Source organism: Sorangium sp. So ce887 (assembly GCF_051521455.1).
In the GTDB taxonomy this organism is placed as follows: Bacteria; Myxococcota_A; Polyangia; order Polyangiales; family Polyangiaceae; genus Sorangium.
Genome location: NZ_CP150354.1, coordinates 1,585,407 through 1,609,024, shown reverse-complemented (window position 1 = coordinate 1,609,024; position 23,618 = coordinate 1,585,407). Strand labels below are relative to the sequence as shown.

Genomic DNA, 23,618 nt, shown 5'->3' with positions numbered 1-23,618 from the left:
TGTGGGCCCCGGCTGCTACGGGCATTTCAGATTTGCAATTTGCAATTCTGCAATGACCACGTGACCTGAGGCTTCACGCCTTCGCCGAGCACGAGGGATATGGCAGCGAGAAACTTGTCTTCTACGTCGAGCAGCGGTGTCGACGAGCTCCTGTTCCGGAACGACGCTGTTTCGCTCTGTCTCCTGGTCAACCGACGGCACCGGTCGCTCCGCATCATCGACTTCCGGGCGGGGCCGACCCCGTCGAAGCGAAACTTCGTCCTGTCGGCCGCCAAGCGCGAGGGGGTCGAGAAGATCTACACCCTGGTCGAGCGCGACGAGGTCCCGACCTGGACCCGCCTCGGGTTCGTCCGGGAAGGCTCGATCCCCGGGTTCTACAAGCGCAGCGACGCCTGGATCCTCGGGGCGGTCGTGTCCCAGATGTCGCCTTCGCGGAGCGAGGAGGGCGACGACGAGGAGGGCGCCGAGGGCGACGACAGGGCGGGCTCGCCGGCGGTCCTGCTCGCGGAGCGCACGATCGCCCGCGCGAGGCGGCTGCTCCGGGAGGGCGAGGGGCGGCCGCTGCCCGCGATCAAGATCGCGCCGGCGAGCGCCGTCGAGCTGCGGCGGGCCGTCGCGGTCGCGCAGCGGGCCGGGCGGGCGCTCACGGGCTTCGAGCCGTTCGGGCGCGACGCCGTGCGGACGGGCTATGCGCTCTCCGCGCGGGGCGGCTTCACCCTCCACGCGACGTGGGAGATGCAGTCGTGCTTCGGGAACTCGTTCCTCGAGATCCTCTCCTCGCCGCGCCACGAGTCGGAGCGGCTCGCCACGACGGCGGCCATCGGCGCCCTGTGCCATCGCCTCGTCGAGGAGAAGGCCGTGAGCACGTTCACCTTCGCCCCCGCGGACGACCAGGAGCTGTGCGCCGCCCTCCTCGCCAACGGCTTCCGCCGCTCGGCCGTGCTGGCGCGCCACCTCGTCGTCGGCCGCGCCCGCAAGGACGCCATCCTCTGGGCGAAGAAGCTCGTCGCGCCCGAGGCCTGAACCGCCGCCGGCCCCGCCGCGCGGCAGCGGGGCTACGGCGTGAGCGTGACCTCGTAGTCCTCGATGACGGTGTTGGCCAGCATCTCGTCCGCCATCTTCTTCAGCCGCTGCTCGAGGTCGGGCGCGCTGCCGAGCGAGGGGTCGAGCTCGATCTCGATGATCTTGCCCACGCGCACCCCCTTCACGCCGGGGAACCCGAGCGAGGTGAGGGCGCGCTTCACGGCGTCGCCCTGGGGATCGAGGACCTCTTTCTTCAGTCGGACGGTGACGACGGCTTTCACTGGCTTTGCTCCAAGCGCTCTTTTCGCGACGCTAGCACGGGCACGGGCGCGCCCACCTACACTCCCAGGTTGCGCGGGATGCGCACGGCCGGGTCCTCGAGGTCGGGGACGAACGCCGCGCCGGTGATCCGCTCGAACGCCTCGATGTAGCGGCGAGACGCCTCGATCCGGACCTCGTCGGGGATCGGCGGGATCGGCCCGTCGCCCTGGAAGCCGCGCGCGGCGAGCCAGCGGCGCACGTACTCCTTGTCGAAGGACTCCGGGTCCTGGCCGGCCGCGAAGCGCTCGTCGTAGGTGGAGGCGAACCAGAAGCGGGACGAGTCGGGGGTGTGGATCTCGTCGATGACGACGATGTTCCCGTTCCGGTCCTTGCCGAACTCGTACTTTGTGTCGACAAGGATGAGCCCCTGATCCGCGCAGAAGCGGGCTCCGTGCTCGAAGAGCGCGAGGGCCATCCCGGCGGCGGCGTCGAAGTCGCCCGGCGCGATCGTCCCGAGGGCGAGGATCTCCTCGCGCGAGGCGGAGAGGTCGTGCCCGCCCTTCGGCGCCTTGGTGCTCGGGGTCAGGATGGGCCGCGGCAGGCGCTCGTTCTTGCGGAGGCCGTCGGGGAGCTGATGGCCGCAGAAGACGCGCTCGCCGCGCGTGTAGTGCGTCCAGATGCTTGTCGAGGTCACGCCCGTCACGTAGGCGCGCACCACCATCTCGACCGGCAGCGGCGTGCACTCGATCGCCTCGAGGACGTTCGGGTCGGGCTGGGAGATCATGTGGTTCGGCGCGACATCCCGCGTGCGCTCGAACCAGAAGGAGGAGAGCCGGTTCAGCACCTGCCCCTTCAGCGGCAGCGTGCCGAGCACGCGGTCGAAGGCGCTGATGCGGTCGGTGACGACGAGCAGGCGCCGGCCGTCCGGCGTCGTGTAACAGTCCCGCACCTTGCCCTCGTAGCGGGCGAAGGGGCCCGCGAGCGAGGTGCGTTCGAGCACCCTGCCGAGCGCGGTGCGCAGATCGTCCTCGGTGACCATGGGGCGCGGCTTACCCGGCCTCGCGGGGCGAGTCGACAGGTTTCCGAAGACGCCGGCCGAGTTCCTCCCCTCCTCGCCCCGCCCGGGCCCCCCGTTGGTCTCCGGCCGGGGGGGTGGTAAAGGGCCGCCCATGGCAAACCGAAAGAAGATCGCACTCATCGGCGCCGGGAACATCGGCGGGGAGCTCGCGGCCCTCATCGCGCGCAAGGAGCTCGGGGACGTCGTGCTCTTCGACATCCCCCAGAAGGCCGACTTCGCGAAAGGCAAGGCGCTCGACCTCGAGCAGAACGGCGCCGTCCTCGGCTACGACGCGTCGATCAAGGGGACCTCGAGCTGGGCCGACTGTGCCGGTGCCGACGTGCTCATCATCACGGCCGGCATCCCGCGCAAGCCGGGCCAGAGCCGCGACGACCTTGTCGCGACGAACCTGCCGATCATCCGCAGCGTGGCGGACGGCGCGAAGGAGCACTGCCCGAACGCGCTGGTGATCGTCATCTCGAACCCGATCGACGCGATGGTGTACGAGTTCAAGCGCCGCACCGGCTTCCCGCGCGAGCGCGTGCTCGGCATGGCGGGCGTGCTCGACAGCGCGCGCTTCCAGCTGTTCCTGGCGCGCGAGGCGAACGTGTCCGTGAAGGACGTGCGCTCGATGGTCCTCGGCGGCCACGGCGACGACATGGTGCCCATCCCCTCGGCGTGCACGATCAACGGCGTGCGCGCGACCGAGCTCATCAGCAAGGAGAAGCTCGACGCCCTCATCGCGAGGACCCGCAAGGGCGGCGGCGAGATCGTCCAGCTCATGGGGACGAGCGCCTACTACGCGCCCGCCTCGAGCGCCGTCGCGATGGCCGAGAGCTTCCTGCTCGACCAGAAGCGGCTGCTCCCCGTCGCGGCGTACCTCGACGGCGAGTACGGCTACAAGGACATCTACATGGGCGTTCCGGTCATCCTCGGGGGCAAGGGCATCGAGAAGATCGTCGAGCTGTCGCTGACCGCGGAAGAGAAAGAGATGCTCGCGAAGAGCGCGAAGAGCGTCCAGGGCATCACCGACGTGGTGAAAGCCGCGAGCTGACGCCCTGCCCGGGTCGATTCCGGGCTCATGAAAGAAGAGAAGGAATCACAGAGGACACGGAGAACACAAAAGAGAGAAGGATCTCATCTCTTTCCTCTGTGCCTCTCTGTGGTTCCTCTCTTCTCCTCACGTCGCCAGATCTTCTCCTCACGCCATCAGAGACGTCCGCAGCTCACTCCGCGGCAGGAGCCATCGCGAGCGCCGCGAGCTCGCGCGCTGACTCGCCGGCGAGCTCGCCGGGGCCCGCGCAGGCCGCCGGGAGCTCCGCCGCCGCGTCGCAGCCGCGTTCGGCGATGTCGCTGATGCGCTGGCAGATCAGGTTCATCATCTGCCAGCCCTCGGTCAGGACGCCCCGGAGCGGGGCGACGTCCAGGCCGGGGAAGCTCTTCAGGAGGTCGTACCCGAGCTTGAAGTGCTCGGCGTCCACCTCGGCGTGCGTGGCGAAGTAGTCCGAGTCGGGGAAGATCTGCTGGGCCGCGCTGAGGAGGATATCGGCGCAGCGCTCGATGACGAAGTGGATGAGGACGGTCCGCTCCTCGGTGGACGCCGAGCCCATCCGCTCGATGAACCAGGACGACGCCGCGGCGATGCCGCGGTCCCAGGACGGCGAGCGCGACGGGCCGTGCATCCGGGCGAGCCTCCGGTTGTGCCCGACCTCGTCGGCCAGGTGACGCTCGGCGATCTTGATCGCGGCCGGGTGCGACTCGAACACGACCCTGGCACACAGGACCTTCTGGAACGCGTTCGACCAGATCTGGAGCGCGCCGAGCATCCGTCGCTTCACGTCGTCCGCGAGGGCGCGCTCGGATCGGATGAGCTGCATCAGGGGGCTGACGGCGAACTCTCGCGCGTGGGCCTCGTTCTCCTCGATGAGGCGATCCAGCGGAGTTGCCGCCCCATCCGAGGGGCCATCGCCCGCGCCGCCCGGGGCGAGCGTCGCGCACAGGCACGGCGTGTCCCAGCGGGCGCCCTCTCCCTCGAAGTGGATCGATATCGCGGAGAGCCCGTCAGGCGCCCCGCCCACGAGCCCGCGCAGCCCGCCGGGAGGGACCAGCACGATGTCTCCCGCCTGGACCCTCCGGGCCGAGGCCCCGATGACCTCGCCGGAGCCGTCGGTGACGACGATCATGCCTTTGCCGGGGAGCTGACGAGGCCTGAGCGGCTGACCCGAGGCGAGTCGCACCCATCTCAGGGACAGGCGGCATGCCTCCGGCAAGAATGCCGAGAGCTCCGCGTGTTTCCGGATATCCTTGAACAGCCCCAGCAGGGTGCGCTCATCCGCTTTGAGGGACTCGTCCGCGGGGATGCTGGCTGTGTTGACTACGCGCATCTGCACCGTCCTCCGGTCGACTTCGTGGAGCGGTGACTCTGCACGGCTTGATCGCCTGTGTCCAGATCGCACGCGGGCATGAAGCGAATCTCAAAGACCCAGAGAAGGAAGAGAGTCTGTAATCCATTTCAATCATGCTCCCTCCTCCCCGCTCGAGCGCTCGCGCGCAGGGCACTGCCGGGCACGCTCGATGTCGCGTTCATGCGGCGCGTCACCGGGCTCCTCCTGGCGAGCGTCTCGCGCGCGGGCGCGTGAGGGCGGCGGTGGGGTCCGGGGGGCCGGCACCGCACGAAGCCCAGCGCCGGTGCGGGATGGGGCAGAATGCGGGCGTGAGCCAGCCGCAACTCGTACCCACCATTCGCCGCGCCACCGAGGCAGACCTGCCGGCGGTCGTCCAGCTCTTCTCGATCCAGGACGAGGGCAACCTGAAGTCGGACCACCCCGGTCCACCGCTCGATCCGCGCTACCGCGAGGCGCTCGCGGCCATCGCCGAGGATCCGAACAACGCGCTGCTCGTCGCGGAGGTCGAGGGCCGCGTCGCCGGCGCATTCCACCTGACCCTCATCCAGTACGTGGCGAACCGCGGCGGACGGGTCGCGCAGATCGAGAACGTGATCGTGGACCCGAGCCTGCGCAGCCGCGGAATCGGCGAGGCGATGATGCGATGGGCCATCGACGAGGCGCGGCGACGGGGGTGCTTCCGCGTGCAGCTCACCTCGAACAAGGTGCGGCGGCGCGCGCACCGCTTCTACGAGCGTCTCGGCTTCGTGGCGAGCCACGAGGGGATGAAGCTGAAGCTACGGTGACCTCGTCGCCCAGGCGGCTGGCCCTTCGGCGGCGTGCCGTCCGCAGGGCGCGCGAGCGCAAGGCGGTGGCCGTGAAATCGCGGCACGGGAGGACGGCACCGCGTTTGCTCCTACCGCCTGTGACGGAGAGATCGGCGCACGGCTCGACGCTGTGCGCGGAGCGCAACGCAGGCCAGCGCATCGCGGCAATCGCCATGTCGGCGGCGCTGGCCCGCGCCACCGCCCGTCGCTTTCGCTGACCCCCAGCGCCTCTGTGGGCTCTCCGCGAATGCCGAGCTCACCCCAGGAGGAGGAGTCCATGCTCAAGCTCCCGTGTTTCCGGTGGATCTCGCTGGCGTGCGGGGCCATCGCGGCCTGCAGCTCCGGAGACGGCGATCGCCACGGCGATGCGCCGAGCCCGCCGAGAGGCTCGACGTTCTCCCCGGTCGAGAGGCCGCCGAGGCTCGCGCTGCGACTCGACCGCGTGGTGTACGATGCGGGCGACACGCTGTCGGTGAAGCTCGATCCGGGGGGCGTCGACCTCGGCCCCGGGCCGCTGACGGTCGCCCTCGCCGCTCCGGAGACGGGCGACGTGGAGCTCATCGAGCTCGTCGCCTCGCGCGCCGGCTTCGCCTCGACGGTCCCCCTCCGCGTCCAGGCAGACGGGAGCCGCGCGTTCGACGACGGCGTGCTCAGCGCGCAGCCCGGAAAGCTGTTCTATGCGCAGTACTTCATCGACAAGACGCGGGCGCCGCTCGATGCGCTCGAGGAGGACGTGGTCTTCGACTTCGCCCTGCTCGCGGACCCCGCGGCGCGAGCGCCGACCGTCGACGCCGGCGTCGCGATGGGCGACGACGAGGGCCGCGCTGGCGCGAAGCCGAACGGCACCCTGCTCCCCAGGGGAGGGCTGCCCGTGCAGATCGCGACGCGGGAGCTCATCGTCTACCCTGCCGGAGGCGACGAGCTCGAGGCGTTCCTGAGAGATACCGGCGGGAGCGTCAAGGCGACGCTCGAGAGCGAGGACGCGGGGGGCCGCGACGCGGTGCTCGTCGAGGTCGACCCGGGCGGCGAGCGCGCCTCCGACGTGACCGCGCTGCGGGCGCTGCTCGGGGAAGACGGTCCGCTGCACGCCAGCAACGCCGGCGCGCTGCAGATCGCCTCGCTCGCGATGAAGCTGCAGCTCGACGGCTACCTCGTCGCGGTGAACCCGCGCCTGCAGCTGCAGGGAGCGCCCGCCATCTCGGCGACGGAGGAGCGCCACCTCACGCACTCGATGAAGATGGCCCCGGCGAGAGGCAGCCAGGTCCCCTGCGTGCCGGGGGACGCGAGCCGACCTTGCGTGGAGAACGTCCCGTCGGTGTGGGCGTTCAACGCGCTGTGGGAGAAGGACGAGGAGCGGATCAACGTCGCCGTCCTCGATATGGGGTTTGCGCCGACCGACGATGTCCGCTGGCCGGAGCGCGGCGACCTCGTCGCGTGCGACATGACCGAGGGCCTGTTCGGCGGCCATTGCTGCGGGCCCGGTGCCGCGTGGGGGCCTCCGACCGTCGGCAACAGCTTCTTCGGCGCCAGGTCGTGGCACGGGACCGGCGTGGTCGCGACGATCGGAGCGAAGGTGAACAACGGCATCGGCTCGGCGGGCGTGGCGGGCCAGGTCGCCGTCCCGATGCTCTACAAGTACGACACGGCCGCGTATGCGTTCCAGATGGGGCGCGGCGTTCAGCTCGCCGTGTCGCAGGGCGCCTCGGTCGTGAACATCAGCGGCGGGTACCCGTGCCGGATCCTCACGAACATCGGCCCCGACGTCGACATTTGCTCGCCGGAAGGCCGCCTCGGTATCTGCAGCGTCGTCACGGCGGGAGCGCACGCCGCCGCCGCGGTCACGTGCGCGGCAGCCGGCGCGATCCCGATCCTCGGCCCGATCGCGTGCGCCGTCGTCGCGGGATCGGCCGCCGCCGCCACCGGGGCCTGCGTCGCGACGCTCTCGTTCGGCGACCTGAAGGGCCCGATCAGCACCGGCGTCCGCAGCGCGGCCCGCGCCGGCGTCCCGGTCGTGACGATCGCCGGCAACACGCTGTCCCGCGGGTCGCTCCCCGCGGTGGTGCGCGACCTCGTCGACCTGAGCGACCCGAGGACGGAGCGCTGGGGCATCGTCCCGGCCATGATCCCGGAGACGATCGTGGCCGGCGCCGTCGGCGAGGGGCTCGAGAACATGGAGTTCTACGGAGACCGCGTCGACATCTGGGCCCCCGTCCCCACGGCGTACCTCGCGCCCCAGAGCGTCGATGACATCGACTCTCCGCGGGTGCCCCAGAGGCCGCTCGGCGGCACGAGCGCCGCCGCCCCGTTCATCACCGGCGTCATCGCCAACATGCAGGCGGCGAACCCCCGCCTGAACCCGCGCTCCGAGGGCATGAGCGCGGCGGAGCGCTCCCGGATCGTCGCGCGCATCAAGGAGCTCTTGCTGTCCCCGGACAACACGTTCAGCAACGCCGCGCTCGCGGCGCTCGGTTACGCCGATCAGCCTGAGCGGCGTCGCAAGCTGGTGAACCCGCTCGCAGCGGTCATGGCCGCGGCCGACGTGCCGGACGTGGCCGCCATGGGCTTCTCCGATACGTCGCTGAACTACAGCGAGATCCTCGCGCGGAACGACACCGCCGAGACGGCGACGCCGCTGCCCTTCGGGCGATCGATCAGCGGGACCATCCTGACTTTGCCGGCCGCTCAACCGATGACCATGGCCCCCGACGTCGACCTCTACCGGCTGCAGCTGCCGGCCTCCCCGGCCGGGCCGCAGGAGGTCACGGTGACGCTCGAGATGCCCGACGCGACCCTCTACGGGCTCGTGACGATCGGCCGGGGTCGCCTGATGCCGGTCAGCGCCTCGTCCACGCGGCGCACCTACCGCGTCGTCGCCGAGGCGAGAGAGCGCATCGTGTTCTCCGTGGGGGCGCCGACGGGCGAAGACAACGTCTACAAGGTCACTGCCTCCGCGCCGGTCCCGGCGCGGCCGCTCGGGTTCATCACCCGTCCGGCGAGCGCCGTGGAGGTCTGCGCGAACGAGGAGATGACCTTGATGGCCGAGGTCCTGTTCCCGGGGTTCGACTCGGTGGTCGTGCCGGACGCCCGGATCCGGTGGCTCGCGAACGGCGCGAGCCATGGAACGGGCAGGTCCCTCACGACGTCGTTCGCGGCAGGAACCGTTCGCGTGGAGCTCCTCGCTTACGATGACCCGGCGCCGCTCAACAGCGTGCTCATCTCCGCGAGGACCTGCACGGACGACGCTCCCGTCGCGAGCATCGTGACGCCCGCAGGGGATCTGGAGCTCGATTCGTGGGACGGCTACGACCGGGGGCGATCCAGGTGGTTCAAGGACGTGACGCTGGTCGGCTCGACGACGGACACCGAGGACGGCCCCCTGGGCGGCGAGGGCCTGGTCTGGACCACGGACCGGATCACCGAGCAGCCGGCGGAGCTCGGGATTGGCAACAGCGTGATCGCGCGGCTGTACTCGGGTGAGTGCTTCGGCGATACGCACAGGATCACGCTGCAGGCGATCGACTCCGGAGGAAACCGATCCGCGCCGGTCACGCGCACCGTGAGGATCTGGCAGCTGTGCTGATGGGCGATGCCGGGGAGCTGCTCTCGGCAGCTCCCCGGCGTGGACCAGGTGCCGAGCGCGGAGGGGGCGGGGCGGGCGCGACCGACGCGGAGGCGCTGCTTGAGCCACTCGCGCGCCGGCGCCTCGATGAGGCCGTAGGCGAGGAACGAAGCGACGATCAGGAAGGCGAGGAACGCGAGGTAGGCCGGCGCGCTCGCGTTGCGCTCGGCCCGCACCTCCGGAGAGAGCACCGCCTTGGCGAAGAGGTGCCAGAGCGGCGTCTGCAGGATGTAGACGGCGTAGCTCGCCTCGCCGAGCCGGATCATGGCCCGCGTGGAGAGGACGCGGCCGAGGGCGCCGCCGCCCTCGGCGAGGCCGAGGATGAGCAGGCCGAAGAGCGGAAACATGCCGTTTTGCAGCACGTAGCGCACGTCGGGGAAGCGGCCGGCGAAGCTGAAGATCGCGAGGAGCGCGGCGGACGAGCCCGCCGCGAGCCACGCGCCCGTGGCCCCGCCGAGCGTCGCGCCCCTGGCCCGCCGCGCCAGGAAGTACTTGCCGAGGCAGATGCCGAAGACGAACTCCGGGAGCCGCAGGAGCGGGTTGAAGCCGACGATGCGCTCGCCGAGATGCTGGAGGGTGAGCGCGCCGCCGAGGAGGCGGACCGTCGTCGCCTCGATCGGCACGAAGCGCCCGGTGATGAAGAGCGCCAGAGGCGCCGCGATCGCGACGACGAACAGGGCCCCGCCGATGCCGGCGAGCTGTCGCCACGTCGTGCAGCGCAGGCGACCGACGATCCAGGGAAAGGTGAGATAGAAGAAGGCCTCGGCCGAGATGGACCAGCCCGGCCCGTTCCACGACGAGAGCGTGAAGGGCGTCCACGCTTGCAGCATGAGCGCCGCGGGCACGCCCGTCAGCGCCGCGCGGACCAGGCCGACGCGCGGGCCGCAGAGCTCGACGAGCTGCGCGACGTAGACCGGCGCCGTCAGCAGCAGCGCGAACGCGAAGAGCGGGTAGATGCGCGAGAGCCGCGCGACCACGAAGCTGCGGCGATCGCCGCGGAGGCCGCCGTCCTCGCCAGCGTAGTTGTACGCGAGCACGAAGCCGGAGAGGACGAAGAAGAGGCCCACGCCGATGAAGCCCATCCGCGCGACGCTCTCAACCACCGCGGAGCCGGAGGAGGCGGCCGCCGACACGCCGAAGTGGAACGTGACCACGTGCAGCGCCGCGAGGAACCGGAGCCCGGTGAGCGCGTCGAGCTGCGGGCGCCCTCGCGGGGCCGCGGTGGTTGCCGGCGCGGCCTGCTTGATCATGGCAGGATTCTCGACGGCAGGGCTCCGGCTGGCAAGCCCGGCCTCGAGAGGACCGCGCTCGCGATGAAATGCGCGCGAGCCCTGAATGCAGCGATCGGCCCGCGCATCGGAGGCGTTGGAGCGGAGAACGCCTATGCCCACCGTGACGGTCCGCCGGCGAGAGGGTCGCCCCGACCTCTCTCGTCCGGCGGATGAAGCTCCTCCTCTCATCGCTGGCGACAGCGACTGACCACGTCAACGGATCCATGACGGGAGGGTGTGATGAGCGCCGTCCAGAGCTACTTCGACACCATGTACTTCCCGATCAACTTCGGGCGATCTTCCGCGCTGCGGCGGACCGTCGGTCGCCTGTTCCGGCGGGAGAGCCAGCGCATCGCGGAGCATGGCTGTCAGCTCGCCCGTCCACATGCGCCGCGCTCCGTCCTCGACCTGGGCTGCGGGACGGGGGACCTGCTGAGCGCCCTTGCGGCTCAGCACGCCCTGGAGCGCGCCGTGGGCGTCGACATCTCGGCTCCGGCGCTCGCGAGGGCGCGAGAGCGCCTGTCGGGCCTCGCCGGGGTCTCGTTGGAGCGCGCCGACGTGAGATCGTGCCGCGCCCTCGCGAGCCGCCACGACGCGGTGCTAGCCATCGGGCTCTTCGATTACGTGCGGCTCGACGCCTCCACGCTGCGCGCCGTGCTCGCGGCGGCGAGCCGCGTGGTCGTCATGACCATGCGCAGCAGCACTTCTCCCTGGCCGAGCGACACGATCGCTGGGAGCGCCTGCTCCGCGACGTGTGCGCCGCGCGCCGGGGCGCGCCGCGCGGGCCAGGCGGCCCCGCCCCTCGAGCCGCAGAGCGCCGTCGCGATGAATCGGTGCGCGCCTGAGGCGCGCAGACACGCACCCCGCAGGGCGCGCGCCGGGTGCCTGGCCGGCCAGCGCCCGGCGACCCGCGGCGCTCAGCCGATCGGGCCCGCGGCGGTGCCGACGTCCTGATCCGGCACCGCGCCTGCCGCAGCCGTCGCTCCGGGAGGCTCGCACGGCACGGCGAACGCGGCGAGGGTGAACACGGCCATGATCGCCCCGAACACGAGGAGGCCCATGAACAGGGCGATCCCGACGTGCATCGCCACGGTGGCGACGACCCATGCCCGCCGCGTGCGGCGCGGCCAGATCAGGAATGCATAGCCGATCTCCACGAGCAGCACCGTCCACCCCGTGACCGCCGCGAGCCAGGGATGGTTGGCCAGCCAAGAGAAGTCGAGCTGGCGGTACTCCGGCAGCATGACCGATCGCCAGATCGCCTCTCCGTTCCACCACTGCTCACCTGCCGCCTTTCCCAGCCCGCCGGTGAGGTACGCGATGCAGAGGTGCAGCTGCACCACGCGCAGCCCGAGCCGGGCCCCCGGCGTGGGCGCCCCCTCGACGCGCCCGTGCCGTCGATCCAGGGAAAAGGCGGCCGCCGAGGGCATCCAGACGAGATAGAAGAGAAAGATGTTGGCAAAGCTGTCTGCGCCGTAGACGGTGGAGTTCGCCGTCATCATCAGCATCAGGTGGGTGAGCCACGCGACCACCGCTGCTGCCCTGGTCCACCACCCGACGAGGAGCGCGGCGAGGGCGAGAACGTAGATCACGCCTGTGCCCAGGATGACGGTGTCTTCTCCGATCCCGAGCGGGGCGAGGAGCGCCACGGCCCAGCCGATGCGGGGCAGATCGGTCCTTGCGAACATGTCGCGCAGAGGCCCCTGGAGGATCCCGGACCGACCGTAGAGCTCGAAGAGCGCGGGCGCGACGAGCGCCGCCTGGAGCAGGAGCACGGCCGCGAGCCCGACGCGGAGGGCCGCGAGGGGCGCCGCCGAGGCGGGAGCGAACGCGAAGCGCTCGATCGAGCGGAGGACGCGCGCGAGGCCCCGGCCTGCCGCCGAGGCGTGGAGACCGATCGCCTGGTCGTTCACAGCACACCTCCGTTCGCGTCCCGGGAGGTTCGCGGCCTGGACCGGGTCATGAACTTCGCCTCGTAGTGCAGCTCCCAGCGGGGCGCCTTCCCCTCCCGGTACTCCCGCATCGACGGCAGGTCGCAGGTTTCCAGCCGGACGGCGACGCTCTGGGCGCCGGGGTGCCTCGCGAGCACCTTGCCTGCCCAGGACGCGGCGATCGAGCGCTGGATTGCCGGGTCCTCATTTCTCAAAAACGGCGTGATGATATTCAGGATTCGAATTTCCGTCTCGCGGCTGGCCCCGGACTCGAGGGCATCGGTGGTGGTCGCGCCGGTGGCATCCGAGACGTGGAAGTTGGCCCTGGGCAGCGGGGTGACGCCGTGAGCAAAGAAGGCATACCCGCTCTCGGCCCCGGAGAGCGCGCCGTAATAGGCGATCGCCCGGGAGAGCCAGCCCTGGCCCTGCGGATGGATCTGGAGGGCTCCCGTCGTGACGAGGCTGAGATGGCCCACGGCGGCGACCAGGGCTGCGGCGCGACCGTGGCGGTTCGGTTTCCCTCCCATGCAGCTTCCTCCGTTCGTGCCCGTTGACGAGCTCTTGCGATCCTGAGAGACAAAAGCGAGCCGGGAAGCTGGCCCGCGGCCAGCTTCCCGGCCCGTGGCCCGGCGACTTGACGCGGGTGCCCTCAGCGCTCCGTCCTGCTCACCTCGGGCATCCGCATCCAGGGTCCGAGGTGCCGCACCGGGCCGCTACCAGCGACGTCAGTGATGCCAGTGGCCGTGCCAGTGGCCGTGCCAGTGCCCGTGCCAGTGCCCATGCCAGTGCCCATGCCAGTGGCCGTGCCAGTGGCCGTGCCAGTGCCCATGCCAGTGGCCGTGCCAGTGCCCATGCCAGTGACCGTGCCAGTGCCACTGGCGCGAAGCACTATCGTTGGATGCATCCGCCGCGATGGGAGCTCGCGTCTCCTCGACGAGGACGAGCTCCTCGATAGGCGTCGTGGTCTCGGCCGAGGCGAGCTGCGCGCCCCCCAGGCACGCGAGCGACGCGGCCACGATGCCGACGATGTTGATGCGATTCATGTAAAATCCCCCCGTGTGATGGCTGCTCACCATGAGCGCCGGACATGCCCATATGTCATCGACGTCGATGCAAGCCGCACGCCCCGCCTGTGACCGGCGGACGGTCGTTCCTGCTGCTGCCTGGGCGACAAATCCGACAAGGGGCCCATTCAGGTCGGATGTCCCGAGGAGGGGATAGGCGATGTGTGACGGGAGAGGGGAGAGAGCGGAGGCTCGGGTCGGTGCAGCCGCGCATTCCAGCAAAGCGGATCGGTTCACGTTGACCCGACGCCGGGCGCGCGCCGCTGCCGCTGCTGGGGCCAACGTCGGCCCGACGCCCGGCGCGCGCCGCTGCCAGAGGAAAGGGCCCTCGCTTGCACGGTGGCGTTATCGAGCACGTGCGTGAAGACGTAGCGGTAGACCGGCTCGGAGTGAGACGAGGCCGCCGCGCGCGCCGTGCGCCGCGCATCGCAGATGAACTTCACGTCGCCCGTGAGCGCGATGAAAGCCTCGCGCGGCGTGCCGTACTCCTCGACGGCCCGACGCGAGGCCAACGTTGCCGTTCTCGGATGCCAACGCCGGTCCGACACACATCACGCCGGCCATCGACGATGGAGCGCCGCGCCTTCGGCTGGTCGGGCGACCCCGAAGGCGAGCCCGTCGCCTCTGCTCGGTCCTCGGCTCAAGGCCAGCGGCGGTCGCGCTTCAGGTGCTCGCGCAGGGCGCCGAGCGCGGCTTCGTCCATCGCATCGAGCGCTGTCTCGCGCTCCGGGGAGAGCGCGAGGCCGAGCAGCTCGCACACGTCCCGCACCGCGGCGCGCAGACCTGCGCGCAGCCCCGCGGCTCGCCCCTGCTTCCGTCCCTCGTCCAGCACCGCATCGAGGCCGTCATACCCCTTGCGCTGGAGCAGGTTGCGCAGCGTCGCCTCGTGTGCGGCGCTCCGGTCATAGAGCGCCTCGACCGCAACCGCGTTCCGGAGGACCCCGGGCGCCTCGAGCGTCTCGCCGGCATACGCCACGCGCGCCGGCTGCCGCTGCGGCGGCCGGGCGCGCGCAACCCCTCGCGCCGCGAGTGGCGGCGGATGCGCCGCCTGTGCCTGGGCCGGCACCGGCCGGCCGGGCGCGCCGGGCGCGCCGGGCGCCGCCTCGTGGACCTCGACCCTCCGCGTCCCTTGCAGCCGCACCACCCAGACCCAGCGGGTCCCCGCCGCCAGAAGCTCCTCGATCTTGCGCTGCAGCTCGGCCTCGTCCTGCCCCGTGTCCGCGTACTCGACCGCGAGCGGCGGCGCCTCGGTCGCCCACCCGGGCTCGTCGGGGATGTTCCCCACCACGATGTCCGGCGCCCGCAGCATCTCCGGCCTTGGCGAGACCCCCACGTCCACTCCGGCCGCCTCGACCGCCGGATCCGTGTCCAGCACCTCGCCGCCTACCAGGTTGCTCCGACCGCCGCGCCGTCCGGTCGGCAGGCACTCGACGAGGCGTCCCTCCGACAGCTCGTACGGATCACCCGGGCGGAGCTGGTCGGCGGTCACGGGGGAACGGGGCGGCGCGCTCATGGGATATTTCATACCCCTTCAGTTCCGGGGAGGCGCCGGCGCCCATCTCGATTTCTCGATCCGGCTTCAGTTCCGGGGAGGCGCCGACGCCCATCTCGATTTCTCGATCCGGCGGGAGCGCCCCCAGCGCGACGCGCCCGGCGCTGCTGCGGCGCCGTTGGTCCGGGCGCTACTCCTGCCAGAGGACGCCGAGCTCGATCTCCACCGCGTCGAACGGCGCCACGCGCACGGTGACGTCGCCCTCCCACGCGCCCGCGCGCGCGAACCGCCCACCGTCGATGCGATAGGCCTCGAGGCGCCGGAGCCGCGGGTCGATGAGCCAGTAGTGCGTCACGAGCTCGCGCGCGTAGATCTCCATCTTGTCGACGCGATCGAGCGCCTCGGTGGACGGCGAGATCACCTCGCACACCCAGTCGGGCGCGAGGAAGATGGCCGCGTTCCGCATCGGGATCTGCGGCATCCGGTCCCGGCGCCACGCGGCGATGTCGGGGTTCACGATGTCCGGATCGGTGCCGAGGTGCAGCTCGGGCTCGACCAGCAATGCCCACCGGCCAGGCCCCTTGATGCCCCGGCGAAAGGGAAGGTAGAGCTCGCCTGCCAGGACCGACGTGACGTTGCGGCACGACAGCGACGGTCGCGGCGTCGCGTGGAGCACGCCGTTCAGGATCTCCGCCACCTGGTTCGGCGGGGTGTCGAGGACGTCCTGGTACGTGGCGCGACGACCGGAGTCGGACATGGTCGGAACCTAGCACGCACGCCGCGCGGAGCGGCTCACGTCGCGAAGATCTGCCGCATGTCCCTGAACGATTTGAACTCGAGCGCGTGGCCGCTGGGATCGACGACGAAGAGCGTCGCCTGCTCGCCCGGCTCGTCGACGAAGCGGATGTGCGGCTCGATCAGGAACTGCACCCCGAGCCCGCGCAGCCGCTCGACCAGCGCGTGCCAGGCGTGCCACTCGAGAATGGCACCGAAGTGGCGCACCGGCACGTCCTTGCCGTCGACCGGGTTCGTGGGGATGGCGGCGCCGGGATCATCGACGAGGTGGGCCGAGATCTGGTGGCCGAAGAAGTCGAAATCGATCCACCGCGCGGCCTCGCGCCCGACGCGGCAGCCCAGCAGATCGACGTAGAAGCGGCGGGTCGCCTCGAGGTCCGAGACCGGGAAGGCGAGGTGGAACGGCGGTGCCTGGGTCATCGAGGTCCTCCCTGGCGACACCCGCCATCGTAGAGCAGCCGGCAGACGCGGGACAGGCCCCGGCTGCGCTGCCGCCCCCTGTGCCGCCCCGCCGCCTCCGCCGCCGGCCGCCTGGGCCGCCTGCGCCCCCCGCCGCCGCCGAGCCGCCCCCCTGCCCCGCCCGCCGCCGGCGCGCGCCCGGGCCTCGGCCGGGAGGCGCCCGGGGCGGGTCGAAATTCCCCGAGCAGCCCCCCCGATCGCCGCGGCTTCGTTGTAGATTCCGCCGCCATGAGCGAAGCCGCACCTTCTCCCAGTCAACGCCCCCGCCCGCTCGTCCTCTGCATCCTCGACGGATTCGGCGAGCGCGAAGAGCAGGACCAGAACGCGATCGCCCTCGCGAAGATGCCGCACCTCGACGCGATCAAGCGCGACGCGCAGAAGACGCTGATCGGGACGAGCGGCCCCGACGTCGGCCTGCCGGTGGGGCAGATGGGCAACAGCGAGGTCGGCCACCTGAACTTCGGCGCGGGGAGGATCGCGCTGATGGACATCTCGCGCATCGACGTCGCGATCGCGGAGGACAAGCTCGGCTCGAACGAGGTCCTCGACCGGACGTTCCGCATCGCGCAGGACCGCAAGTGCCGGCTGCACCTGTTCGGCCTCGTCTCGGACGGCGGCGTGCACTCGTCGCTCGATCACTTCTTCGCGCTGTTCAAGCTCGCGAAGTTCCACGAGGTGCCCGTCGTCCTGCACGCCTTCCTCGACGGGCGCGACACGCCGCCGAAGAGCGCGTGGGGCTACGTCGAGAAGATCCAGGAGGCGCTCGCGGGCGTCGGCGTCATCGGCACCGTGTCGGGCCGGTACTACGCCATGGACCGCGACAAGCGCTGGGACCGCGTGATGAAGGCCTACACGGCGATCGTGCGCGGCGAGGCGCCGCGGGCCGACTCCGCGTTCGACGCGATCCAGCAGTCGTACGCGCTCGGGAAGACGGACGAGTTCGTCGAGCCCGTCCGCATCGGCGACTACAACGGCATCAAGGGCGACTTCATGGCCGACTTCGCCTCGAAGGAGCCTCGCTGGGAGTGGTGGGGAGAGGAGGTCGGCTTCTCCGTCAACTTCAGGCCCGACCGCATGCGCGAGCTCTCGGCGATGCTCACGCGGCGGAACCTGCCGCCCGAGGTCGAGGAGCTCCTCACCGACCGCGGCAAGGCGGTCTACGCCTTCCAGGAGCACTGCTACAGCTGCATGACCGAGTACGACGCGACGCTGAACCTGCCGGTCGCGTTCCGCAAGGACGAGGTGACCGAGTCGTTCCCCGAGGTGATCTCCCGCGCCGGGCTCACGCAGCTGCGGTGTGCGGAGACCGAGAAGTACGCGCACGTCACGTACTTCTTCAACGGCGGGCGCGAGGCGACGTTCCCGGGCGAGGACAGGAAGCTCGTGCCCTCGCCGCGCGACGTCGCCACCTACGACCAGAAGCCCGAGATGAGCGCGGCGGGCGTCGCGAGCGAGGTCGTGGCCGCGATCAAGAGCGGGAAGTACGACTTCATCCTGGTGAACTTCGCGAACCCGGACATGGTCGGGCACACGGGCATCCTCGAGGCCGCCATCCACGCCGTCGAGGCGGTCGACAAGGGGCTCGGGGACATCGCGGACGCCGTGCGCGAGGCCGGCGGCGCGCTGATGATCACCGCGGACCACGGCAACTGCGAGCTGATGAAGGACGAGCACGGCAACCCCCACACCGCCCACACGCTGAACCCGGTGCCGTTCTATTACCTGAACAAGAGCGATCCCGGCGTCGTGCTCCGGTCGGGCGGCCGGATCTGCGACGTGGCGCCGACGATGCTCGAGATCCTCGGCCTCCCGCAGCCCGCGGCGATGACCGGGCGCACGCTCCGCGTTCGACAGCGGTAAGTGGTCACGGCGGAGAGGCAGCTCGGCCCGTACATCCTGCGCGAGGCCGTCTCGGCGCGGGCGCTCACGGTGACGTACCGGGCCGAGCACGTGGAGCTCGGCCGGGCGGCGCTCATCAAGACGCTGAAGCCCACGGTGTCGGCCGCGAGCGCGTTCGCGGCCGGCCTCGAGCGCGAGGCGAAGATCCTCGCGCGCATCCGGCACCCGAACATCATCGACATCCACGACTTCCAGCGCGACGAGGACCGGATCTGGCTCGTGCTCGAGCCGCTCTCGGGGCCGACGCTCGCCGCGCTGTGCGCGCGCGCCGGCCGCCTCGACGAGGGCGCCGCGGCGGCCATCGCGCTGGAGATCGCGCGCGGGCTCGGGCACGCGCACGAGCGGGGCGTTGTGCACCGCGAGCTGCGCCCCGAGCGCGTCATCATCACGCCGTCGGGCGGCGTGAAGATCCTGGAGTTCGCCGCGGCCTACGACGGCCGGCTGCCGTCGCTGCCCGAGCCGTTCGAGGGCAGCGACACGTTCGCGCGGCCCGACTACATGGCGCCGGAGCAGATCCTCGGGGCGGAGACCGGGCCGCAGGCCGACGTGTTCACGCTCGGCGTGGTGCTGTTCGAGATGCTCGCCGGCGTGCGCCCGTTCGACGAGCCGAAGGCCGAGCCGGCGGACGCGAATCAGGCGTCGGGCGCGTCCGGCGCGGCGCGCGCGTCGCAGGCGCCGCGCGAGCGCGAGGACGACCGGTGGGCCGAGGGCCGGGCCGTCGCGCACCGCATCCGCAGCGCGCCGCCGCAGCCGCTGCGGGGGCTCGTGCCCGACGTGTCGCGCGGCCTGGAGCGGGTGGTGCTCCGGTGCCTCGAGAAGGAGCCGGAGCAGCGCTACGAGAACGGCCGCGCCGTCGCGGACGCGCTGGCCGAGGAGCTCGCCGAGCGCGGTCACCCGCAGCCGCGCGCGCCCATCGCGAGGGCGCTCGCGGCGGCGAAGCTCGGCGGGGACGAGCTGCCGCCCGCGCCCGCGCCGTCCGTCCGCCGGGCTGCCGAGCGGCGCCATGCGCCGTCGCTCGCGCCCGACGTGGTCCGGCTTTGCGGCATCTTCGCGCTGGTCGTCGCGGGCGGCGCGCTCATCGAGCTCGGCCTCCGCGAGCACGCCGCGGTCGGTCCGCCCAGCGCCGAGGCCAGGCAGCCCGGCGCGAGCTCGGAGGAACGCGGCTACCTGAAGGTGCTCGCCAGGCCGTGGGCGGAGGTCGTCATCGACGGCGAGCTCGTCGACGTGACGCCGATGGCGCGGCCGATCCCGCTCCCGGCGGGGCGGCACTACGTCACGTTCCGGCACCCGAACGCGCCCGAGGAGAAGCGCACGATCACCGTCTCCGCCCGGCAGACGGTCACGCTCGACGTGAGCATGCGGATCGACCGCCGCGAGCTCGACGCGGGCGCGCCGCCGGTGGAGGACAGGGACGCCTCGCCCTGACGACGAGGCCGACCGCGCCTACGCGGCGCCGCCGCCCTGCCCCGCGCCGCCCTCGCTGACGACCCGGCGGCGGAGCGCTTCGAGCGCGATCAGCGGCCGCTCCCGCTTCTCGTGCAGGTCGCCGAGGCACGCGCCGCTGCCGCGCTCGAACGCGCGGCAGCAGTCGGGCCGCATCTCGTAGATCGAGCACAAGAACCGCCCGAGCTCCGCGTCGAGCCTGAGCGCGGCGCAGTGGCCGTCCTCGACGCGCATGTAGCAGCGGTTGCCGATGAAGTGCGTGAGCCCCCGCGCGCGATCGTCCATGCGGTCGTGGTCGCAGCCGAACACCCGGATGTACTCGGGCAGGGTCGAGAAACAGCAGGTGCCGCACGCGGTGCACTCGGGGACGACCACGTCGCCGCGGCCGCCCGCCCTCTTGCGCGTCAGAGCCGGACCTCCACGTGCGTCCCGCGCTTCAGCTCCTCGATCCACTTCACCTTGGCCTTCTGCAGGATCTCCGCCTGCAGCCGCTGGAGGATCTCCGGGCGGGCGGCCTCGAGCGTCGTGAAGCGCGACGGCTGGCGGCTCAGGAGCTTCATGATCACGAACGCGTCGCCCGCGCGCATCGGCCCGGTCACGCCGCCCGGCTCGATCGCCATCAGCGCGGTCTCGAGCTCCGGGGCCATCACCTCGCGCTGGCCGGTCGCCGCGGCCTGCGTCCCCTGCGGCGCGCGGACCCCGAGGTCGCCGCCCTCCTCGCGCGTCGCGCTGTCGTCCGAGAACTGCCGCGCGAGCGCCGCGAAGTCCTCGCCCCGCCGCGCGCGCTCCGCGAGCGCCGTCGCGAGCGCGCGGCGCTCCTCGAGCGCCTCGGCGCTCGAGCCGGGCAGGACGCGCAGGACGATCCACGCCGGGTGGTACTCGCGCCGCCGGCGCTCCTCGCGCACGAGCCGATCGTAGGCGGACTGCACGTCCTGCTCGGTGAGGCGCACCCGGCCCTTCACCCGGAGCTGCAGCATCTTCCCCTCGAGGATCTGCCGGCGGATCTCGTCGCGGTACTCCTGCTCGGTGAGCCCGGAGCTCGCCCGCGCCATCCGGAACAGCTCCGCGACCGTCGTCTCCTCCGCGGCGGCGATGTTCCGGAAGGCGTTCTCGATCTCCTCGGAGGTCACGCGGATATTGGCCTTCTCGGCGGCCTGGCTCTCGAGCTCCTCGTCCACCATCTTCTGGATGAGCTCGCGAAAGACCTGCGACTCGGCCGCCGCCTGCTGCGCGCCCGGCTGGACCCGGGCCTGGATCTGCAGGAGGAAGGGGCGAGCCCGCTGCCGCAGGTCCGAGAGCAGGATCGCGCGATCGCCGATGACCGCGACGATCCGCTCGCTCACGACCGCATGAGCGAGCGGCGAGGCGAGGGCGGCGGCGGCGATGAGCCCGGCGAGGGCGAGGCGAAGCGGTGCGCGCATCGAGCGCCTCTACCATTGGACCCCAGCCGGTTCCACGCGTTTCCTGGCCAGCGCGGCCTGGAATGACGCGGCGCGGCTCGCCGCCCCTGCGCAGCGCCGCCGCTGGCCGCCTGGTCGTGCCGGACAACCCCGTCGTCCCGTTCATCGAGGGACGAGGTGTACGCGGGCGAGGAGGCGTTCAACACGCTCGGCAGCTGGCCCCGGACGGGACCGTGGAGGCCTATCGGAAGTACCTAGTGCTCTGACATGGTTCTGTTGAACCCGTCGGACCCGAAGATTCCGGCCCGGAGCCAGGGGCTTGCGCAAATTTCGACGCCAGGCATTCTGCCGGTGCGACGGGCCCTTGGCGCCGGACAAAACCTCCCCGACAGTCCCGGCCCTCTCAACCCTCGAGGAAACAGTGGAAACGCAAAATTCTATCATCATCTACACGAAGACCGACGAGGCGCCGGCCTTGGCCACCTATTCGCTCCTCCCGATCGTCGAGGCGTTCACGAAGGCCGCCGGGGTCCGAGTCGAGACGCGCGACATCTCCCTGGCGGGCCGCATCCTCGCCAACTTCCCGGAGCGCCTGACGGACAGCCAGAAGCTAGGCGACCACCTGGCAGAGCTCGGCGAGCTGGCCAAGACGCCAAACGCCAACATCATCAAGCTGCCCAACATCAGCGCCTCCATCCCGCAGCTCGTGGCCGCCATCAAGGAGCTGCAGCAGCAGGGCTACGCCGTGCCGGACTATCCCTCCGAGCCGAAGACGGAGGAGGAGAAGGCGATCAAGGCACGTTACGCCAAGGTGCTCGGCAGCGCCGTGAACCCCGTCCTGCGCGAGGGCAACAGCGATCGCCGCGCCTCGCCCGCCGTCAAGGACTACGCCAGGAAGCACCCGCACTCGATGGGCGCGTGGAGCCGTGACTCGAAGAGCCACGTCGCGCACATGTCGGACGGCGACTTCTACGGCAGCGAGAAGTCGGTCGTGGTGGACAAGGCGCAGGAGCTGAAGATCGAGCTCGTCGCCGGCGGCAAGACGACCGTGCTCAAGCCGAGCGTCAAGGTGCAGGCGGGCGAGGTCGTCGACGCCAGCGTGATGAGCGCCAAGGCCCTGCGCGCGTTCTACGCCGAGCAGGTGGCGGACGCGAAGAAGCAGGGTGTGCTGTTCTCCCTGCATCTCAAGGCCACGATGATGAAGGTCAGCGACCCGATCCTCTTCGGGCACGCCGTCAGCGTGTTTTATGCCGAGGCGCTCGACAAGCACGCGGCCACGCTGGCCAAGGTCGGCTTCGACCCGAACAACGGCATCGGCGACCTGTACAACAAGATCCAGAGCTTGCCGGCAGACGAGAGGGCGAAGATCGAGGCGGACATCAAGGCCGTCTACGAGCAACGCCCGACGCTGGCCATGGTCGATTCCGACCGCGGCATCACCAACCTGCACGTGCCCTCGGACGTGATCATCGACGCCTCGATTCCGGCGGCCATCCGCTCCAGCGGCAAGATGTACGGCACGGATGGCAAGCTCTACGACACAAAGTTCACCATCCCCGATCGCTCCTACGCCGGCATCTACCAGGCCACGATCGAGTTCCACAAGCAGCACGGGGCGTTCGACCCGCGCACGATGGGCAGCTCGCCGAACGTGGGGCTCATGGCGCAGGCCGCGGAGGAGTACGGCTCACACGACAAGACCTTCAAGATCGCCGAGAGCGGCACGGTGCGTGTCGTCGACGCCTCCGGCAACGCCCTGCTGGAGCAGAAGGTCGAAGCTGGCGACGTCTTCCGCGCTTGCCAGACGAAGGACATCGCGATCAAGGATTGGGTCAAGCTGGCCGTCACCCGCGCGCGCGCCACGGGCGCCCCGGCGGTGTTCTGGCTCGACGAGAACCGCGCCCACGACAGGAACCTGATCGCCAAGGTCAAGGCCTACCTGCCCGAGCACGACACCAAGGGCCTGGAGCTCCCGATCAAGAGCCCGGTGGAGGCGATGAAGCTCACGCTCGGCCGCATGAAGGAGGGCAAGGACACCATCAGCGTCACCGGCAACGTGCTGCGCGACTACCTGACGGACCTGTTCCCGATCCTGGAGCTGGGCACCAGCGCCAAGATGCTCTCCATCGTGCCGCTGCTGGCCGGTGGCGGCCTCTACGAGACCGGCGCCGGCGGCTCGGCGCCGAAGCACGTCCAGCAGCTGCAGAAAGAGAACTACCTTCGCTGGGACTCGCTCGGTGAGTTCCTGGCGCTGCAGGTCTCGATCGAGGACCTCGCCAACAAGACCGACAACGCCAAGGCCAAGGGGCTCGCCAAGGCGCTGGACACGGCGATCGGCCTGTTCCTCGAGAACAACAAGAGCCCGGCGCGCAAGGTCGGCGAGATCGACAACCGCGGCAGCCACTTCTACCTCGCGCTCTACTGGGCGCAGTCCCTCGCCAAGCAGACCGAGGACAAGGAGCTGGCGGCCAAGTTCGGCAAGCTCGCCAAGACCCTGACGGACAACGAGTCCAAGATCGACGGCGAGCTGATCGGCGCGCAGGGTAAACCCGTCGACCTCGGCGGCTACTACCACTTCGACGATCAGAAGACGTTCGCCGTGCTGCGGCCCAGCGCCACGCTGAACGCGGCCATCGACGGCTTCTCCTGAGCCGCCCGGCTCGCGGGGAGGGGGCTCTCCGCGAGCCTACCCT

The 23,618-nt window shown here is 70.9% G+C and carries 20 protein-coding genes and 1 pseudogene; 8 read left to right on the top strand and 13 right to left on the bottom strand.

Translation table 11 applies throughout. The annotated features are described in order from the left end of the window. Positions 1–114: 114 nt before the first annotated feature. Entirely contained in the window at positions 115–1,023 is a 909-nt protein-coding gene (locus WMF36_RS06035; protein ID WP_437578650.1) for a hypothetical protein, read from the top strand. A gap of 32 nt (positions 1,024–1,055) precedes the next feature. Here the strand turns inward: WMF36_RS06035 and purS are convergent, their stop codons facing one another. Then, positions 1,056–1,304: a phosphoribosylformylglycinamidine synthase subunit PurS gene (gene purS / locus WMF36_RS06030; protein WP_437487201.1), complete on the bottom strand. Its 249-nt coding sequence runs from the start codon at positions 1,302–1,304 to the stop codon at positions 1,056–1,058. Between the two features lie 56 nt (positions 1,305–1,360). Then, positions 1,361–2,323, bottom strand: coding sequence for a phosphoribosylaminoimidazolesuccinocarboxamide synthase (locus WMF36_RS06025; protein WP_437578649.1), 963 nt, complete (start codon positions 2,321–2,323; stop codon positions 1,361–1,363). Positions 2,324–2,453: 130 nt separating this feature from the next. On the opposite strand from WMF36_RS06025, the gene mdh reads away from it, so the two are divergent. Beyond that, positions 2,454–3,395, top strand: a complete 942-nt coding sequence (gene mdh, locus WMF36_RS06020; RefSeq protein WP_437578648.1) for a malate dehydrogenase — start codon at positions 2,454–2,456, stop codon at positions 3,393–3,395. A 172-nt stretch (positions 3,396–3,567) separates the two neighbouring features. Here mdh and WMF36_RS06015 read toward each other — a convergent pair whose 3' ends face one another. Beyond that, positions 3,568–4,524: a hypothetical protein gene (locus tag WMF36_RS06015; RefSeq protein WP_437578647.1), complete on the bottom strand. Its 957-nt coding sequence runs from the start codon at positions 4,522–4,524 to the stop codon at positions 3,568–3,570. Positions 4,525–5,054: 530 nt separating this feature from the next. Here WMF36_RS06015 and WMF36_RS06010 point away from each other — a divergent pair. Next, positions 5,055–5,531, top strand: a complete 477-nt coding sequence (locus WMF36_RS06010; RefSeq protein WP_437578646.1) for a GNAT family N-acetyltransferase — start codon at positions 5,055–5,057, stop codon at positions 5,529–5,531. Positions 5,532–5,799: 268 nt separating this feature from the next. Then, positions 5,800–7,950: pseudogene (locus WMF36_RS06005) on the top strand (S8 family serine peptidase); the annotation flags it as partial. 902 nt (positions 7,951–8,852) lie between these two features. On the opposite strand, the gene WMF36_RS06000 reads toward WMF36_RS06005, so the two are convergent. Next, the gene (locus tag WMF36_RS06000; protein ID WP_437578645.1) at positions 8,853–10,421 is read right to left on the bottom strand and encodes an acyltransferase family protein; all 1,569 of its coding nucleotides are present in this window, start codon (positions 10,419–10,421) and stop codon (positions 8,853–8,855) included. 261 nt (positions 10,422–10,682) lie between these two features. Here WMF36_RS06000 and WMF36_RS05995 point away from each other — a divergent pair, with 261 nt between their 5' ends. Continuing rightward, positions 10,683–11,396 carry a class I SAM-dependent methyltransferase gene (locus tag WMF36_RS05995; protein WP_437578644.1) on the top strand — a complete coding sequence of 238 codons (714 nt, stop codon included), beginning with the start codon at positions 10,683–10,685 and terminating at the stop codon, positions 11,394–11,396. On the opposite strand, the gene WMF36_RS05990 is transcribed toward WMF36_RS05995, so the two are convergent. The 7 genes from WMF36_RS05990 to WMF36_RS05960 form a co-directional block, all read right to left on the bottom strand. Continuing rightward, positions 11,360–12,355: an HTTM domain-containing protein gene (locus WMF36_RS05990; RefSeq protein WP_437578643.1), complete on the bottom strand. Its 996-nt coding sequence runs from the start codon at positions 12,353–12,355 to the stop codon at positions 11,360–11,362. The two genes, WMF36_RS05995 and WMF36_RS05990, sit on opposite strands and share 37 nt — an antisense overlap. Continuing rightward, positions 12,352–12,900, bottom strand: a complete 549-nt coding sequence (locus WMF36_RS05985; RefSeq protein WP_437578642.1) for a hypothetical protein — start codon at positions 12,898–12,900, stop codon at positions 12,352–12,354. Before WMF36_RS05985 ends, WMF36_RS05990 begins: the two co-directional genes overlap by 4 nt. 198 nt (positions 12,901–13,098) lie before the next feature. Continuing rightward, entirely contained in the window at positions 13,099–13,416 is a 318-nt protein-coding gene (locus WMF36_RS05980) for a hypothetical protein (protein WP_437578641.1), read from the bottom strand. 254 nt (positions 13,417–13,670) lie between these two features. Continuing rightward, positions 13,671–13,949: a hypothetical protein gene (locus WMF36_RS05975; protein ID WP_437578640.1), complete on the bottom strand. Its 279-nt coding sequence runs from the start codon at positions 13,947–13,949 to the stop codon at positions 13,671–13,673. Between the two features lie 128 nt (positions 13,950–14,077). After that, positions 14,078–14,950 (bottom strand): Uma2 family endonuclease, encoded by an 873-nt coding sequence (locus WMF36_RS05970; protein ID WP_437578639.1) that lies wholly within the window; start codon positions 14,948–14,950, stop codon positions 14,078–14,080. Between the two features lie 169 nt (positions 14,951–15,119). Next, positions 15,120–15,686, bottom strand: coding sequence for a Uma2 family endonuclease (locus WMF36_RS05965; protein WP_437578638.1), 567 nt, complete (start codon positions 15,684–15,686; stop codon positions 15,120–15,122). Positions 15,687–15,721: 35 nt separating this feature from the next. Further along, positions 15,722–16,144 (bottom strand): VOC family protein, encoded by a 423-nt coding sequence (locus tag WMF36_RS05960; RefSeq protein ID WP_437578637.1) that lies wholly within the window; start codon positions 16,142–16,144, stop codon positions 15,722–15,724. 267 nt (positions 16,145–16,411) lie between these two features. On the opposite strand from WMF36_RS05960, the gene gpmI reads away from it, so the two are divergent. Both gpmI and WMF36_RS05950 read left to right on the top strand, forming a co-directional pair. Continuing rightward, entirely contained in the window at positions 16,412–18,043 is a 1,632-nt protein-coding gene (gpmI, locus tag WMF36_RS05955) for a 2,3-bisphosphoglycerate-independent phosphoglycerate mutase (RefSeq protein WP_437578636.1), read from the top strand. Beyond that, on the top strand, positions 18,044–19,507 hold the full coding sequence (locus WMF36_RS05950; RefSeq protein ID WP_437578635.1) for a serine/threonine protein kinase: 1,464 nt from the start codon (positions 18,044–18,046) through the stop codon (positions 19,505–19,507). A gap of 18 nt (positions 19,508–19,525) precedes the next feature. On the opposite strand, the gene WMF36_RS05945 is transcribed toward WMF36_RS05950, so the two are convergent. Together WMF36_RS05945 and WMF36_RS05940 are read right to left on the bottom strand one after the other, a co-directional pair. Further along, positions 19,526–19,900 carry a YkgJ family cysteine cluster protein gene (locus tag WMF36_RS05945; RefSeq protein ID WP_437578634.1) on the bottom strand — a complete coding sequence of 125 codons (375 nt, stop codon included), beginning with the start codon at positions 19,898–19,900 and terminating at the stop codon, positions 19,526–19,528. Between the two features lie 29 nt (positions 19,901–19,929). Next, on the bottom strand, positions 19,930–20,946 hold the full coding sequence (locus tag WMF36_RS05940) for a peptidylprolyl isomerase (RefSeq protein ID WP_437578633.1): 1,017 nt from the start codon (positions 20,944–20,946) through the stop codon (positions 19,930–19,932). A gap of 400 nt (positions 20,947–21,346) precedes the next feature. Here WMF36_RS05940 and WMF36_RS05935 point away from each other — a divergent pair, with 400 nt between their 5' ends. After that, the gene (locus WMF36_RS05935) at positions 21,347–23,575 is read left to right on the top strand and encodes an NADP-dependent isocitrate dehydrogenase (RefSeq protein WP_437578632.1); all 2,229 of its coding nucleotides are present in this window, start codon (positions 21,347–21,349) and stop codon (positions 23,573–23,575) included. Positions 23,576–23,618: the final 43 nt, after the last annotated feature.